Source organism: Enterovibrio norvegicus FF-33, from assembly GCF_000286835.2.
Classification (GTDB): Bacteria; Pseudomonadota; Gammaproteobacteria; order Enterobacterales; family Vibrionaceae; genus Enterovibrio; species Enterovibrio norvegicus_A.
This window is the reverse complement of record NZ_AJYD02000013.1, coordinates 493,317-507,446: the sequence shown is the minus strand read 5'-3', so window position 1 is coordinate 507,446 and position 14,130 is coordinate 493,317. Positions and strand designations below refer to the sequence as shown.

The window sequence follows — 14,130 nt, the reverse complement described above, 5'->3', positions numbered from 1 at the left end:
TTTATTGGTCAAAAAAAATGGGCAAAATAAAAAGAGCGCGATATATATCACTCTTAAAATGAAATCGCCATGAAACAAACGATGTAACGACCAAATAGACTGGAAAGATTTGCGGACAGATGCAATGGATCACACAAAAGTAGCGAGGTTTGAGCTTTAGTGGCTCAAATGGTTGTTTCAAGCAACTATCTGCAAATGGCATCAAGATGCTTGGCGAGGCGAGATTGTTAGACTTCCCCCGATAAACTTTTCAAGAAAAGAAGCTGCTGGCGCTCTTGCTCCGATGGCTGATAAGACTCTTCTGACAGGCTATTTGCATTGAATGGACCCAACTCAATCACCGAGACATTCGACACACCATAGCGCGTTTTTTCTCCCGGAGAACCAGACATACGCTCCACTTGAATGTCACGAAGCTGGTACTCACCACTTTCACCACCAAATACGGATTGATGGGCTTTCACATCCATCACACTCTCCCCTTCGGTTAACCTTTGCTTACTGGTTAGCACCGCGACAGGCGTACCATCGACTCTGTAAAGATTGGCGCGCACGCGATATAAGCCGGCTTTTTTAGCATCAATATCCAGCGGGATCGTCCAGTCAGCCCCTTGCACATACGCGGGTTGCGCACCGAGTAGGTAAGCCACTGGGTTTTGATAGTTCACGTCGGCCGTTAATACATCCCCACCACCAGCAAACTGCACCTTAACGCGAAGGCGCACATTGGCAGGCCAATTCTCTTTTGCTGTTAGTTTCCCTTGTGCGTTCTCACTGTTACCGGAGGCCACCACTTCGCGTGTATCGATATCAATCAAGTCAAACTTCATGCCCGTGACAGGCAGGCCACTTTTCACCCTAAACGCGATGGGTTCAGGGAAAAAATAGCGATATTTATCGACCACCAGCGCCGCTGAGTGTTTACCGTCTAGAACGGGCATTTCAACCACCGCAAAATGGTTAGGCGTCAGATATGGGCTCGCTAAATCCACAATGGGCTGAGAATACGGCGGGTAATTCAACTCACTTTCAAATGTTTGAGCAATGCGGGAAAACTGCGCTGACATGGCTTCCGACACCACCACTTTCTCTTCGGTAGGTGCTGTCTCAACCCTAGGCGAAACATCGCGCTTAACATTGGCGATTCCCGTCGTAGCCAACACCATGGTTGAGCGCTTCTCTTCACTGTTTGCTGGCAGTAAATCCATGCGTTGAGGGGCGTTATCTTGCGTACCTGCAAACCAAAAAACGCCTAACCCAACACTAACTAGCGCAACCACCATCCACAACCGCTTCATCGACAATCCTTGTTCATACAAATAAGGGGAGTCAGACTCCCCTTTTCAAGCTGTATCTTCGTTGTACTCATGCTTTAAAGCTAAGTCAGCACGCGGTCAAAGCAAATCAGCAACCAGTTCTGACATGGTGTGATCGTCGGAGCCATTCACATGACGATACGTCGCCCATTTCCACCACGACCATTTATCCTGCGTAGCGACAGAAATCGACTGACCGTTAGCTAATACCGCACTTTTGCGTGCTGTCGTCACTTTTCCTTGATGGCGATCGCCAATTAACTCACCGTGACCATAACCGCTCCCCATTAACATCGGGTAATGGCGCGGCATAAAGCTAGAAACGCCATTAGATTGATACGCCACCTTGCCATCAAACGCCACCGACGTAGAACAACTGCCAAAGCTGCCCGCGCGGCTTGCACCACAGGTTGAATGCGACGACACAACACCATCATCATGACCGGGTAAGAAAGGCGACGTTAAACCAAAGTACTCAGAATCATCGCCGACAAAACGGACTCTTGGCACACGCCCATCAGGAAACGGTGCGATCTGGCGAGCATTCGATACTTTCAGATCATTCAACACACCGACATTGCTGCTATTGGGTATGTCCCCAAGCCAAAGTGAGATAGCCAATCTCAGCGAGGCGTTTAAAACACCCCCACCTTCGGCAATATTTACCGCCAAATCTGCAAGCTCTGAACCACCACCCGCGCCTGCGAAATCAAACGTGGAAATAATATTTAATGGTGTTAAACCTTCGTTTAAAATCCAGTTTTCTTGATTATCTAAAATATAACGGGTGACGAGATCTCCCGTTGAATGTGTAACAAAAATACAACCGTTCACACAGGTATTACTTTGTGCCAGTTGTTTTAATTTCGGCCACGCATAATCACTGGCAATTTTACCCGCAATCCTTTCATGGGAAGGCCAATCGATCCGCACATCAGCATGGGTGAGCCAGTACGCCTGCCAATAGACTTCTCCATCAGCACGAACCTCTGTCGCATCTGGTCTTGCCTGTAATTGTGCGGGTTGCAGCCCATGCACAAGAACGACGGGATGCTGGCCAATCGCGGCAAAAGTAGAAACGGAAAACGTTGCAGCAGCGAGTGAGAGCATTGCGATGAATCTCTTCATTTCAAACCATCCTTTTTTATTGGTTTCGAACAGCCTAGATGAGAGATTAAAATATAACAATTGATTAACATTGATCTTGATCCCATTCGCTTAACAAGGGAATTATCAAAGTACAAATCGAAGTATTTGAAGACAGGTATTGTATAAGTGCGACATTATTGACTGAAATATTTATATCTAAAAAACACTCACTGAAACTTATTTCATTATTTACTATACCCGCCTCAACCATCTTTAATTTATGAATAACGCTCACACTGTTCATGAGCCGTTCGTCTCGTTGCCACCCTGAACATACCTTGCATTTTCGCCTGATTTTTTTCTGCTTCTCCGTCGTAAAACGGCGCGAATCACGTCGTAATTACATAAATACCCCTATTTGAATCACGGCATTATCTGAAGAATATCCCCCTCACTATGGTTTGACCAAAGAAGGTTGACCGCAGTTTGAGACGGCTGAACGTTTTGATACGGTTGGAAGTAAGGAAAGGGCCATGAGTCATCTGCCTGTGAAGAACATCGACACCATGCCAATCAACAGAGAGATGGTGAAAACCATGCTTGAGCGGCGCATTCCCGACTACACACTAGAACAGCCCTTCTATACCAGTCCTGAACTGTTCCGCATCGACATGGAAGAGATTTTTGGCAAAGAGTGGATTTTTGCAGGCATGACCTGTGAATTACCCAAAAAAGGCAGCTTCATCACCTTAGAGCTGGGCGACAATCCCATCGTCATTCTTCGCGACAACAACAATGAAATCACCGCTTTTCATAACGTGTGCCGCCATCGTGGCTCTAAGCTTTGCCTCACGCAACGCGGGAAATCCCCCAAGCTGGTTTGCTCCTATCACCAATGGGCTTACGATCTGGATGGGACACTGGTTTATGCCGGATCCGATATGGGCGACGATTTTGATAAACAACAGTTTTCGCTTCACCCAGTGCACTGCGAATCCGCAGGCGGCTATATCTTTGTGTGTTTGGCAGACAACCCACCGCCCATTCAAGAGTTTCTTGATGACATGAACCTATACCTTGAACCGCATGGTATGGAAGACACCAAAATTGCGGTACAAAGTGAAATCATAGAAAAAGCCAACTGGAAACTGGTGGTCGAGAACAACCGCGAGTGCTACCACTGCGACGGCTCACACCCCGAACTGCTCGCTTCACTGCTGGAATGGGACGATAACAACGACCCTCGCTCGACACCAGAATTCAAAGCGCTGGTTGCCGAGAAACAAGCGCTATGGGATACGCTCGATATTCCTTACCTCTTCAAAGGGGCGTACAACAACCGAAACCGCCTTGTTCGTACCCCCTTAAAAGCTGGCACCCACTCCATGACGCTGGACGGCAAAGTGGCCAGCACAAAACTCATGGGACGCATTACCTCACCAGATCTCGGCGCATTGCGTATTCTGCATTTACCCAACTCATGGAACCATGGCATGGGCGACAACTTGATCGCATTTCAGATCATCCCCATCAGCCCACAGGAAACCCGTGTTGTTACGCGCTGGCTGGTTCACAAGGACGCCGTTGAAGGTGTCGATTACGACCCTGAAAACCTCGCCAAGGTCTGGACAGCCACCAATGCACAGGACAGATCGCTGGCAGAAAATAACCAGCGCGGCGTGAACTCCGTGGCCTACCAACCTGGCCCTTACTCCAAAACCTTTGAGTTTGGCGTCATCAATTTCGTCAATTGGTACTGCGAGCGGCTAGAAGAAAACTTAGGGTAACCCGTGTGGTTTCAGGTATGTCAGTGTCGTGTTTGCGTAACTCACAAACGGGAAAGCACAACAAAATCCCCTATAACTTAGAGACATTAATTTGTGTTAATTGATTAGGGATAAAGGCATGAGTGAACTGGACGCTGGCGCTGAAAACAGTCTCAACCCGGTAAACACACAAACGTGGGTCAATGGGCGCCACCTTGTTCGTTGTGTAAAAGTGATTCAAGAAACCCATGACGTGAAGACATTCTGCTTTGTGAGCCAAACGCCCATACTGTATTTCTTCAAACCGGGTCAGTTTGTCACGCTTGAACTAAACATCGGTACTGAGCAAGTCATGCGCAGCTACACCATGTCATCTTCCCCTTCTGTGCCTTACAGCTTTTCCATTACTGTCAAACGCGTCAAAAACGGTCAAGTATCTAACTGGCTACATGATAACTTGCGGGTGGATGATGAACTCGCCGTGCATGGGCCTATTGGCAACTTTAACTGTATTGATCACCCTACCGACAAAGCCTTGTTTCTTTCTGGCGGCGTTGGCATTACCCCCGTCATGTCGATGGCGCGATGGTGGTACGACACCAACGGCGCAGTAGACATGAAATTCGTTCACAGCGCCCAAACCCCCAAAGACATCATCTTTTTGAAAGAACTGGAGCTCATTGCCTCGCGCATTGATAACTTCGAAGTCAGCATCATCTGTGAACGGTATGACATCGGCGAAAGCTGGCACGGCTATCGCGGTTTTTTAACCAAAGAACTCTTACAGCTCATCGCCTCTGACGTATTGCAACGGGAAGTCTACTGTTGTGGCCCTGAGCCGTACATGAGAGCCGTTCGCGCCATGCTGACTGATCTTGGCTATGACATGAGTCGATACCATGAAGAGAGCTTTGGCGAGACACCTGCAGATGCGATCGAAGATGCAGAAGAATCCGCGGAGTTGGCACAAATTGCTGATGAGCTTCCCGCGAATGGCTTTGCGGTTGAGTTTGTCGATGAAGGCATGTCTGTCACCTTGAGCGAGAACGAAACCATTCATGCTGCCAGTGCAAAGTTGGGCATTCACGTACCGAAAGCCTGTGGTATGGGGATTTGCGGCTCGTGCAAGGTTCGATTGCTTTCTGGTGAAGTGAACATGGAGCACAACGGCGGGATCAGCGACGAGGAAATGGAAGAAGGCTATATTCTCAGCTGCTGTAGCACCCCGATCAAAGATGTTTCTATTGAGACCTGATTAACCTGCAATCCACGCTAACAGACATCCCCCCTAAATTGCCTCGTTGACTTAGAGGCAACTTACTTCTCACTTTGATCGTCTCTGTCTGAAAATTTCTGTTTGAAAACAAATGTCGATCACCGTGCTCTGCCCTCCCTGATTTAGATCACCGCTTCCAAATTATGCCTTGAACCAGAGCGTTTCACTTCGAACAGCTTATCAACGAATGTCTATTTTATTGGACTCATATTCCGCCTAACACAACCATCACCGAACCCTAACATTACCAACAAGAGTTTGAACCACAGTGTATTGGCTGCAGCAAAACACTTTTAACCCAAGACTCTAAAGGAAAGGAGAACAACCCATGAATATGTTCAAAACAATGATGTTAGCAATGGCGGTTTTATTTTCAGGCATGGCGTTAGCCACTGACACCAAAACGGAAACTTGTCCAGAAGGGTCAGAAGCGCCAGAGTGCCAAATGCAGAAAGACGATAGCGGTTCGACTAACTAAAGAACCTCCTATCTTCAATTTTGTCGCTTCGACCTCGACCTTCGAGCAACAAAAAAAGGCCAGTGGCATTTGCCATTGGCCTTTCCCGTTTTATCTGTTTAGCGCCTGCGCGCATTAATCGCGCAAGTAAATCATCCAATACCACATGCCCACAAACAAACCACCGCCGATAATATTACCCAACGTGACAGGCACAAGGTTGTTCACAATGAAGGTCATCATACTCAGGTCAGAGAATTGTGCCGCTGTCGTGCCCGTCATCTGCCAGAAAGATTCTGGCGCGAAGAATTTAATCCCAATCGCCATGGGTACCTGAAACATGTTAGCGATACAGTGCTCAAACCCCGCTGACACAAACATCGCGACAGGCAAAATCATCACCATGATTTTATCGGTTAGTGTGCGACCGCTATAGGTCATCCACACCGCAATACACACCAGCACATTACACATAATGCCGAGCGCAACTGCTTGGAAGAAGCCATGATGGAGCTTATGCTCTGCAATCTTCATGGCATTAATACCCACTTGCCCGTTGTCGAACATGTACTGTTGAGCAATCAACATACACACCACCAACAACGCGGCACCAACGAGGTTTCCGGCGTACACCACCGCCCAGTTTTTGAATAAGGCTTTCCAGGTAATCTTACCACTGGCTCGCGCCACTAAAGTGAGTACCGAACTTGTGAAAAGCTCGCCACCGGTAATGATCACTAGGATAAGACCCAAACTAAATGCCAGCCCACCGACAAAGCGCACCATGCCCCAAGGCAAGTCGCCTGCACCCGTTGTGACTGTGGTATAGAAGATAAATGCGATACCGATATGAATACCGGCTGAAATAGCCAGAAGGAAAGATTTAGCCGGATCTTTCGTTGCCTTAGCAACACCAATTTCCGCCGCTCTTTCAGCAATCTGAGGAGGGGGTAACGAATCAAACTGAGTAAAGTTCATAGCTGATAACACTGAGTAAGAAACACGAAGGGCGCGGATAATCTCTCCTTTCCCTGCGTTTTTCAAGGGCTATTTTTTTAATCAATTTATGTTTTCAACAATACACACCAAACCGAACAACGAACACAAACAAGAAGGTATCGAATAAACAAGCTACTGCGCCCAAATGCCGCAATATTGCTGCGTTCGTGCCGAATTCATGAATCGCTTTCTAATAACACTTCTCCATGCCGGCAGATAGACTTCTGCTTACAGGCTGATAGACTTCGCGCCTTGAACCTCTAACCGTGAATGCCCATGACTTTTACTGCGCTGAACCTTACCCCTGCCGTGCTCAATGCGCTGCCAAGCCGCCTTTCTTCACCAACGCGGATCCAGACCCAAGCGATCCCCGCGGCGTTGGCTGGAAACGATTTGCTTGCCATGGCACAAACGGGCAGCGGCAAAACGCTCGCGTTTGGTTTGCCCCTGCTTCAGCGCGTGGAGAAAGACAACGGCGGTATTCAAGGTGTTGTGCTTGTACCAACTCGTGAACTTGCCGCGCAAGTCAGCACGGCGCTACAAGAAATCGCTTCGCCAATGGGTATTAACATCGTCATGTTATGCGGCGGCGTAGCGCCTGCATTACAAATTGCCGAGCTAGAAAACGCCCCGCAACTTTTGGTCGCCACTCCTGGTCGCCTGCTCGATTTCCTCAATCAGAACATCGTGAGCCTAAAAGGCGTAAACCAGCTGGTATTGGATGAAGCCGACCGTTTGTTGGAGATGGGCTTTTGGCCGGATGTTCAGCGCTTAATTGCCTCTATGCCCGCCAAACGTCAGACCTTGCTGTTCTCTGCCACCTTACCTGCTGAATTGGAATCTGCCGCCTTGGCGCTGCTTTTCAAACCTGTGCGTATTGAGGCCCATGAAAAAAACAGCGTGGTCGAAGACATTGAAGAGCGCCTGTATTTGGTGAACAAAGGCAGCAAAGCGCAAGCGCTGATCGCCCTGTTGAAACAACATGGCTGGCAACAAGTCTTGGTGTTCGTGAGTGAACGCAACGCCGCCGATGCGCTGGCAAAGAAATTAGCGAAAGCCGGTGTTTCAGTCGCGGCCTTACACGGCGACAAAGATCAGGCCGCGCGTGAAAACACGCTGGCAGAGTTTAAAGCGGGGAATATCAACGTGCTGGTGTCGACGGACTTACTCTCTCGCGGTATTCACATTGATGCGTTACCCGTGGTGATCAACGCCGACTTGCCACCCAATGCCCCGGTTTATGTTCACCGTGTCGGGCGCACCGCACGCGCTGGCGAAAACGGCCTAGCGCTGTCGCTAGTGTGTCATGGCGAGCAAGAAGCATTGAACGCGATTCGCACCCTCACTGGTCGCGCATTGGCACTTGTCGAGTTGGACGGTTTCCCTGTCACCGACAAACCTTCTGACGGTGTTTCATCAGAAGAGCGTAAACGCGCCCCTCGCGATAAGAAAGCCAACCGTCGCAGCAATACGAAACGCAGCATCAAACAGTTTAAGCCCAAAGCTAACCAAGAGAAGCCATCGCGCTAGGCGGCTAACTCGGTCAGTACGGCAAGAAAAGCCAAATCCCAGAGACAACAAAGCCCGAGCAAGTCGGGCTTTGTTTTCAGCTGAATATCATCACATGTTGTTTAACAGGTGTGGTTCAGCACATACGAGGTGAAACGATTACTCTTGGTATTCGGTCACGTCGTCTGGACGCAGCTGACGCTGAACACCCGTCAAGAAATTGCGCAGAATCTGGTCTTTACATTCACGGTAATGCTTGTTGTCCGGCTTGCGGAAAAACGCACTCAGTTCATGCTTACTAATGTTGAAGTTCACCAGCGCCAAGATGTCTAAAATATCTTCAGCTTTTAAATTCAACGCAATGCGCAGCTTTTGGAAAACCATGTTGTTGCTTAAACGGGCTTCTGGTTTAGGCTGCTCGCCTTCACGTTTGCCGCGCTTCAGGTTGATCAAACCATTCAAGAATGAAGAGAGTTCAACGCTGTTCATTTGCACGAACGCTTCATCTTCATCTTTTTTCAGCCAAGCTATCACTTGTTCTTTCGTTACAACGACTTCAGCAAGAGCGAAAATTTCTATCACTGCTTTATCTTTAAAATCGAAGGCATAACGAATGCGACGCAGAATATCATTATTAGTCAAAGCAAAATCCTAGTCTTAGGTAGTCCAGTGTAATCAACACGACTTACTGGAGAGGCCAGAAGTGTAACAGATATCACACTTCTCCCCAATTGATAGTTACTGAGCGAAGCATTAATACCGTCAAGCATACGCTCCCCGTCGTGCCCCAAAAAATACAGGCTCGGCGCTTCCTGCCAACAAGAAAGCTCGAGATACCAATGGATAACATCACTTCCCCTGCCGCCTGACAACACACTCAATTAGGCGCATATTCAAATTTTGAGTTATTCTTTTTTAAAATGTGTCGAGGAGCTTTTTGCATGGGAAATGCCGCTTTGCTACCAGAAGAGATGAAATTGAACGTGATTTGTCGACTCGAACCGGGCTGTTTAGGGCCACAAGGGGCGAGCAAAATTGACGATTTTTGCCAATACATTGAGCAAGACATGCAGGCTTTGAACAGTGACAGCGTGACGCTAAATGTCGTGCCAAGAAATGACAAAAGCTTGCCAGAGATCCAGTTCACTGTGATGGGAAAAATGATGAGTCGTTCCCAAGCTGCAAAATACCTAGAACGCTTAGATCAGAGCTTGGATGATTTTGAAGCCTTGTTCGAGGGTAAGCTAGAAACCTTGATTGATAAATACATGGGCTACTAAGTAGCCCTTTTATCTTCTCTATCTTCTCTATCTGCAGTAGATCTCATCCTTATCGCCAATGCCATTCACCAAAGCCACTTGCAAATACCATTCGCCATTCTCGCGTTTCCCGAATTATCCCTGCTCGCTCAATGAGTTTGGCGTTCCTCATGCAACACACATACAAATAGGCAAACAATAGCGAGGAATTTTCTATCGTAACAAGGCGGGACGAGACTATTATCTTCGCAGGATAACGATCTGGCGACACGCCAAGAAAAGCATGAGGTTCAAATGCAATTTACTTACTCCAACCCAACACAAATCTTCTTCGGCCAAGGCCAAATTGCGGCTATTACAAGCGCCATCCCAACACAGAGCAAAGTGCTGGTCATTTACGGCGGCGGGTCGATTAAGAAAAATGGTGTTTACGACCAAGTCAGCGATGCCCTTAACGGCCACACTTGGCTGGAATTCTCAGGCGTTGAGCCAAACCCAACCAAAGAAACCTTGGACAAAGCCATCGCTATCGCCAAACAAGAAAAGGTGGATTACATATTGGCCGTGGGTGGTGGGTCAGTCGTTGATGGCTCGAAATACGTGGCAGCCGCAGCAAAATATGATGGCGACGGTTGGGACATTCTTATCGGTAAACACACCATCGAAAGTGCCCTGCCGATTGGTGCGATTCTGACACTGCCAGCAACAGGCTCTGAGTCCAATTCAGCGGCGGTCATCACCAAAGCGGCAACACAAGACAAACTGCCCTTCATGCACCCAAGCGTGCGCCCGCAATTTGCCGTACTCGACCCTGACGTGATGAAAACCCTGCCAGAGCGACAGCTTGCGAACGGCATTGCAGATGCATGGGTTCACACCTGTGAGCAATACATCACACGCCCTACCGGCACCATGGTGCAAGATGGCTACGCAGAAACTCTGCTACGCACACTGAAAACCTTGGGTGAGCAATTTGACGATCGTGACAACGACGCATGGCGTGAAAACCTGATGTTTAGTGCCAACCAAGCACTGTTTGGCTTAATTGGTAGCGGTGTATTGCATGATTGGGCCACGCACATGATAGGCCATGAGTTCACCGCGCTATGGAATGTCGACCATGCCCGCTCGCTGACCATTGTTCAGCCTTCGTTGCTGCGTAACCAAATCGAAAGCAAACGCGCCAAGCTCGAACAAATGGGCCGCAACGTATTTGGCCTCACCGACAGCGAAGATTTGGCAGAACGCACCATTGATGCCATTGAAGCTTTCTATCGTCAGCTTGGTTTAGAAACCCAATTCACCGCGCACGGCACAGACAAAGAAACGGCCATTAACGCCGTCATGGAACAGCTTGCCAAACACGGCATGACCGCGCTGGGTGAAAATCAGGCCATCACTCTAGAGAAAAGCCGCGAAATCTTAGAAAACGCTATCGCGTAATGTCCACACTGCTAAGTTAAAGTGAGTAATCACTTCCCATGTGAAGGGCTGACCAAATAGGCCAGCCTTTTTACTCCCTAACTTTATTCATTTTATTCGTTCAGTTTCAGTAACATCAATCCGCCGCTAAATCCTATCGGACATCCAACAGTTGCTACACTTAACTGGCCGTAATTCACGCATAATATCGGCGGCATAACGTAAGCTAATTTTCCTTACGCCTTACCGAAAAATTGCTCGCCTCAATGTCATCACAACACCATCCATAGAACATAAAACAAATCCAAAATAAGAAGGGATACGATGAAAGAAATCACACGGATAAACCACGTAGGGCTTCGCGTTAGAGATCTGGAAATATCGAGAAAGTTTTACGAACAGCTTGGGTTTGAATTTATCGCAGGCCCTGTTGGTCCAGAGCCCGCTGCCATTGTTGAGCACCCATCAGGGATAAACATCAACTTTATACTCAATGCCTCTGACGATGCCCCTCAAGACAATATCTTGATGCGAAAAGACATGAAATACCCCGGCTACACACACATCGCACTTGAAATCACCGACGCCGATGCGGTTTCAAAAAAAATAGAAGCACTGGGGATCACGATCACTGAGCGCGTAGAAATCAACGGTGCTAAGTTTTTCTTTATTCGTGACCCAGATGACAATGTTATTGAGCTGCATCAGCCTGCCAGCCGCTGAGCACACGCCAATGGTGGGCAACGTCAATACAACATAGTCACCGCTTGGTTATAATTCACCGTTTCAAGGCCGATGCCCCCGCTGGCGCTAAATGAAAGCCCGAGATAGCGGATTGGGTAGTAGCTGAACCATGCGCCGCTGCCCACATCGGCAACCCCTAGCGGCACACTGATGCTCGCGCCGTGGGCATAGCCACCGATGTTTGCTGAACCACTCTCAATGCCATCTTTCCACACACCGATACTCACACCGAGCCCGACGCTTAAAGACGCCCCTTTTGAATAGGCCATGACGCCATAAGGTCGCGTGTTGCCCTGCCAATCCAGTGCAATGCCGTATTCCGTGGTTGCGCCCACGCCGATTTCAAGTTCTGGTGCAGCGCCTAACGTGAGAGATTGATAGCCATTGGCGATCGCCGCATCACGCAGTGCAAGGTAACTCGGCATTGGTGAAATCAGCCGATACACTTCCTCTCCGTCTTTGTCTGATATGGCACGTCGCAATTCATCATGCTTTGCCACTTCGGCGACAAACTCTGCGGCGGCTTGGCTCAGTGTGAGGTCTTCTTCAAGTTTGGTTCTCGCTAAATCGGTAACCACGGTTGCCATATCCAGCGGCGTACCGCATACGCGATCATAAGGGGGGCCGAAATTTTGCAGTACCGCTGCAGGTGCTGGCATCAGCGATAAGTCTTCATCACAATAGAATTCCGTTTTACATTCGGCGCTGGGATTAAACGCCCACAAGAAGCTGACTTTTGAAGACCCTGTCGGGCAACGATAGCACTCGCCGCCTTTTTCAAACTGCCCTTCTTCGCAGCCATAAGCCGACCGTACAAACGTGGCGTCCACCTTGTCTTTGTTAAAACCTAAACCTCGTTCTTTGCAGCTTGCGTCTTTATGAATGGCTTTCCATGTTCGGCGATACCCGTCTGGGCAGCTCCAACACTCTCCGCCCTCTTTTGGGGTGAAATAGAGGTTCTTCCCTTTGCAGCCCCAATTGGTCGCATCCCCCACCAAGATGGCATCTATCTTGATTTCATCCCCACACGGCGGAGCCCCTTCTTCACCACAAAGCAGGTCTGGCGGCCCTAAATATTCGTCGAACGGCACGGGTGTGGTGTCCGTTGTTATTGGTGGAGCAGGCACATCAGGCGGAACACTCACTGCCTCCACACCCTCTTCAACAGTCAATGCTTCAACAGGTAAAGGCGGATCAACATTGTCTATTGGTTCTGACACGACGATGACGTCAGTCACTGTGGTTGATTCTGGAGATTCTGAGGGCTTAGTCGTTTGTGAAGAAATTAGCGGCGGCGAGACTGCACTCGGGGATGGCTCACTGTTAGAAAGAGGCTCGGTCGACGTGCCGCACCCAGCACTAATCAGGGAGAGGAAGAAAACCAACACAATGTGGCGATAATGAATCCACCAACGGTTCATAAGGCTGCCTTAAAAGCCCGCTGCAACATGCAGTGTATTGGGCTTTACATACAGCATTTAATTATAGGTAGCACATCACAAAGGCTGTGTTCACAAATGCGACCCACCCGCAATCAAGTGATGAACGTATCTATGCAAGCGTTTTACTTTCCATCTAGACGAGGTGTTTTTGACGCCGCGACCACCATACCGCTAATCAACGCGCGATCACGGCAGTCACTGCATTATTGCTGATGACGATTCTTGAGATAGGTTTCTTGAAGAATGTACATACGCTTAATGTCGCAATACTCGCCGTTAACGAATATCTCTTTTACCAAGTGTCCTTCTTCGATAAAGCCACACTTTTCATACAGGTGGATCGCTTTTTCATTGTTAACCGCAACGCTCAGGTACACCTTGTGCAGGTTCAAAATGGTAAAGGCGTAATTCAGGGCTTTTTTAATCAGCGTTCGCGCGTAGCCACAACCTTGGTAGTCAGGCGCGATAATGATTTGGAATTCAGCATTACGGTGAATCGTATTTATTTCAACGAGTTCCACCAGGCCGACGGACTGCTTTTCGTTATTTTCGGCGATAAAGCGACGTTCGTTGCTGTCGTGGATATGCTTGCGAAACAGCTCTTCCAGCTCATAGTAAGACTCATACGGCTCTTCGAACCAATAGGCCATGATTGAACGGTTGTTGTTCAACTGATGAATAAAGCGAAGGTCGGTTTGCTCAAGAGCACGTAGTCGGATTTGATTATCCATTTCACTTTCCATTAACAATTTAAAATATTACCTACAGCATAAAATACAGATTTTCATGCCAAGAAAGGAAAGTATCACTATTGCTTGCAGTGGGAAATGGAAATGTTGGCCCAAATACCC

General features: G+C 48.4%; 13 protein-coding genes. 7 read left to right on the top strand and 6 right to left on the bottom strand.

Annotated features, from left to right (window positions below; translation table 11 throughout):
* Positions 1 to 227: 227 nt before the first annotated feature.
* Positions 228 to 1,298: a hypothetical protein gene (locus tag A1OO_RS04650; protein ID WP_017004771.1), complete on the bottom strand. Its 1,071-nt coding sequence runs from the start codon at positions 1,296 to 1,298 to the stop codon at positions 228 to 230.
* 96 nt (positions 1,299 to 1,394) lie between these two features.
* Complete coding sequence (locus tag A1OO_RS04645) at positions 1,395 to 2,444, bottom strand: hypothetical protein (protein ID WP_017004770.1); 1,050 nt, start codon at positions 2,442 to 2,444, stop codon at positions 1,395 to 1,397.
* A gap of 494 nt (positions 2,445 to 2,938) precedes the next feature.
* On the opposite strand from A1OO_RS04645, the gene A1OO_RS04640 reads away from it, so the two are divergent.
* The 3 genes from A1OO_RS04640 (at position 2,939) to A1OO_RS23535 (ending at position 5,925) form a co-directional block, all read left to right on the top strand.
* Positions 2,939 to 4,192 (top strand): aromatic ring-hydroxylating oxygenase subunit alpha, encoded by a 1,254-nt coding sequence (locus tag A1OO_RS04640; protein WP_016958446.1) that lies wholly within the window; start codon positions 2,939 to 2,941, stop codon positions 4,190 to 4,192.
* A gap of 118 nt (positions 4,193 to 4,310) precedes the next feature.
* The gene (locus A1OO_RS04635; RefSeq protein WP_016958447.1) at positions 4,311 to 5,426 is read left to right on the top strand and encodes a hybrid-cluster NAD(P)-dependent oxidoreductase; all 1,116 of its coding nucleotides are present in this window, start codon (positions 4,311 to 4,313) and stop codon (positions 5,424 to 5,426) included.
* Positions 5,427 to 5,775: 349 nt separating this feature from the next.
* Entirely contained in the window at positions 5,776 to 5,925 is a 150-nt protein-coding gene (locus A1OO_RS23535) for a hypothetical protein (protein ID WP_016958448.1), read from the top strand.
* A gap of 114 nt (positions 5,926 to 6,039) precedes the next feature.
* Here A1OO_RS23535 and focA read toward each other — a convergent pair whose 3' ends face one another.
* Entirely contained in the window at positions 6,040 to 6,882 is an 843-nt protein-coding gene (focA, locus tag A1OO_RS04630) for a formate transporter FocA (RefSeq protein WP_026024043.1), read from the bottom strand.
* Positions 6,883 to 7,179: 297 nt separating this feature from the next.
* Between focA and A1OO_RS04625 the strand changes: the two genes are divergently transcribed.
* Positions 7,180 to 8,433 (top strand): DEAD/DEAH box helicase, encoded by a 1,254-nt coding sequence (locus A1OO_RS04625; RefSeq protein ID WP_017004767.1) that lies wholly within the window; start codon positions 7,180 to 7,182, stop codon positions 8,431 to 8,433.
* A gap of 138 nt (positions 8,434 to 8,571) precedes the next feature.
* Here A1OO_RS04625 and A1OO_RS04620 read toward each other — a convergent pair whose 3' ends face one another.
* Positions 8,572 to 9,054: a DUF1456 family protein gene (locus A1OO_RS04620; RefSeq protein WP_016958451.1), complete on the bottom strand. Its 483-nt coding sequence runs from the start codon at positions 9,052 to 9,054 to the stop codon at positions 8,572 to 8,574.
* A 299-nt stretch (positions 9,055 to 9,353) separates the two neighbouring features.
* Between A1OO_RS04620 and A1OO_RS04615 the strand changes: the two genes are divergently transcribed.
* The 3 genes from A1OO_RS04615 (at position 9,354) to A1OO_RS04605 (ending at position 11,816) form a co-directional block, all read left to right on the top strand.
* A complete protein-coding gene (locus tag A1OO_RS04615; protein ID WP_016958452.1) occupies positions 9,354 to 9,692 on the top strand; it encodes a hypothetical protein in 339 nt (112 codons plus the stop codon).
* 273 nt (positions 9,693 to 9,965) lie between these two features.
* On the top strand, positions 9,966 to 11,114 hold the full coding sequence (locus A1OO_RS04610) for an iron-containing alcohol dehydrogenase (RefSeq protein WP_017004766.1): 1,149 nt from the start codon (positions 9,966 to 9,968) through the stop codon (positions 11,112 to 11,114).
* A gap of 303 nt (positions 11,115 to 11,417) precedes the next feature.
* Positions 11,418 to 11,816, top strand: a complete 399-nt coding sequence (locus A1OO_RS04605; RefSeq protein ID WP_017004765.1) for a VOC family protein — start codon at positions 11,418 to 11,420, stop codon at positions 11,814 to 11,816.
* 23 nt (positions 11,817 to 11,839) lie between these two features.
* Here the strand turns inward: A1OO_RS04605 and A1OO_RS04600 are convergent, their stop codons facing one another.
* Positions 11,840 to 13,258, bottom strand: a complete 1,419-nt coding sequence (locus A1OO_RS04600) for a hypothetical protein (protein WP_017004764.1) — start codon at positions 13,256 to 13,258, stop codon at positions 11,840 to 11,842.
* A 224-nt stretch (positions 13,259 to 13,482) separates the two neighbouring features.
* The gene (gene speG, locus A1OO_RS04595) at positions 13,483 to 14,010 is read right to left on the bottom strand and encodes a spermidine N1-acetyltransferase (RefSeq protein ID WP_017004763.1); all 528 of its coding nucleotides are present in this window, start codon (positions 14,008 to 14,010) and stop codon (positions 13,483 to 13,485) included.
* Positions 14,011 to 14,130: the final 120 nt, after the last annotated feature.

Excerpts from the sequence above, each read along its gene's own strand:
- A1OO_RS04650 (WP_017004771.1), bottom strand. The coding sequence starts at position 1,298 with ATGAAGCGGTTGTGGATGGTGGTTGCGCTAGTTAGTGTTGGGTTAGGC.
- A1OO_RS04645 (WP_017004770.1), bottom strand. The coding sequence starts at position 2,444 with ATGAAGAGATTCATCGCAATGCTCTCACTCGCTGCTGCAACGTTTTCC.
- A1OO_RS04640 (WP_016958446.1), top strand. The coding sequence starts at position 2,939 with ATGAGTCATCTGCCTGTGAAGAACATCGACACCATGCCAATCAACAGA.
- A1OO_RS04635 (WP_016958447.1), top strand. The coding sequence starts at position 4,311 with ATGAGTGAACTGGACGCTGGCGCTGAAAACAGTCTCAACCCGGTAAAC.
- A1OO_RS23535 (WP_016958448.1), top strand. The coding sequence starts at position 5,776 with ATGAATATGTTCAAAACAATGATGTTAGCAATGGCGGTTTTATTTTCA.
- focA (WP_026024043.1), bottom strand. The coding sequence starts at position 6,882 with ATGAACTTTACTCAGTTTGATTCGTTACCCCCTCCTCAGATTGCTGAA.
- A1OO_RS04625 (WP_017004767.1), top strand. The coding sequence starts at position 7,180 with ATGACTTTTACTGCGCTGAACCTTACCCCTGCCGTGCTCAATGCGCTG.
- A1OO_RS04615 (WP_016958452.1), top strand. The coding sequence starts at position 9,354 with ATGGGAAATGCCGCTTTGCTACCAGAAGAGATGAAATTGAACGTGATT.
- A1OO_RS04610 (WP_017004766.1), top strand. The coding sequence starts at position 9,966 with ATGCAATTTACTTACTCCAACCCAACACAAATCTTCTTCGGCCAAGGC.
- A1OO_RS04605 (WP_017004765.1), top strand. The coding sequence starts at position 11,418 with ATGAAAGAAATCACACGGATAAACCACGTAGGGCTTCGCGTTAGAGAT.
- A1OO_RS04600 (WP_017004764.1), bottom strand. The coding sequence starts at position 13,258 with ATGAACCGTTGGTGGATTCATTATCGCCACATTGTGTTGGTTTTCTTC.
- speG (WP_017004763.1), bottom strand. The coding sequence starts at position 14,010 with ATGGATAATCAAATCCGACTACGTGCTCTTGAGCAAACCGACCTTCGC.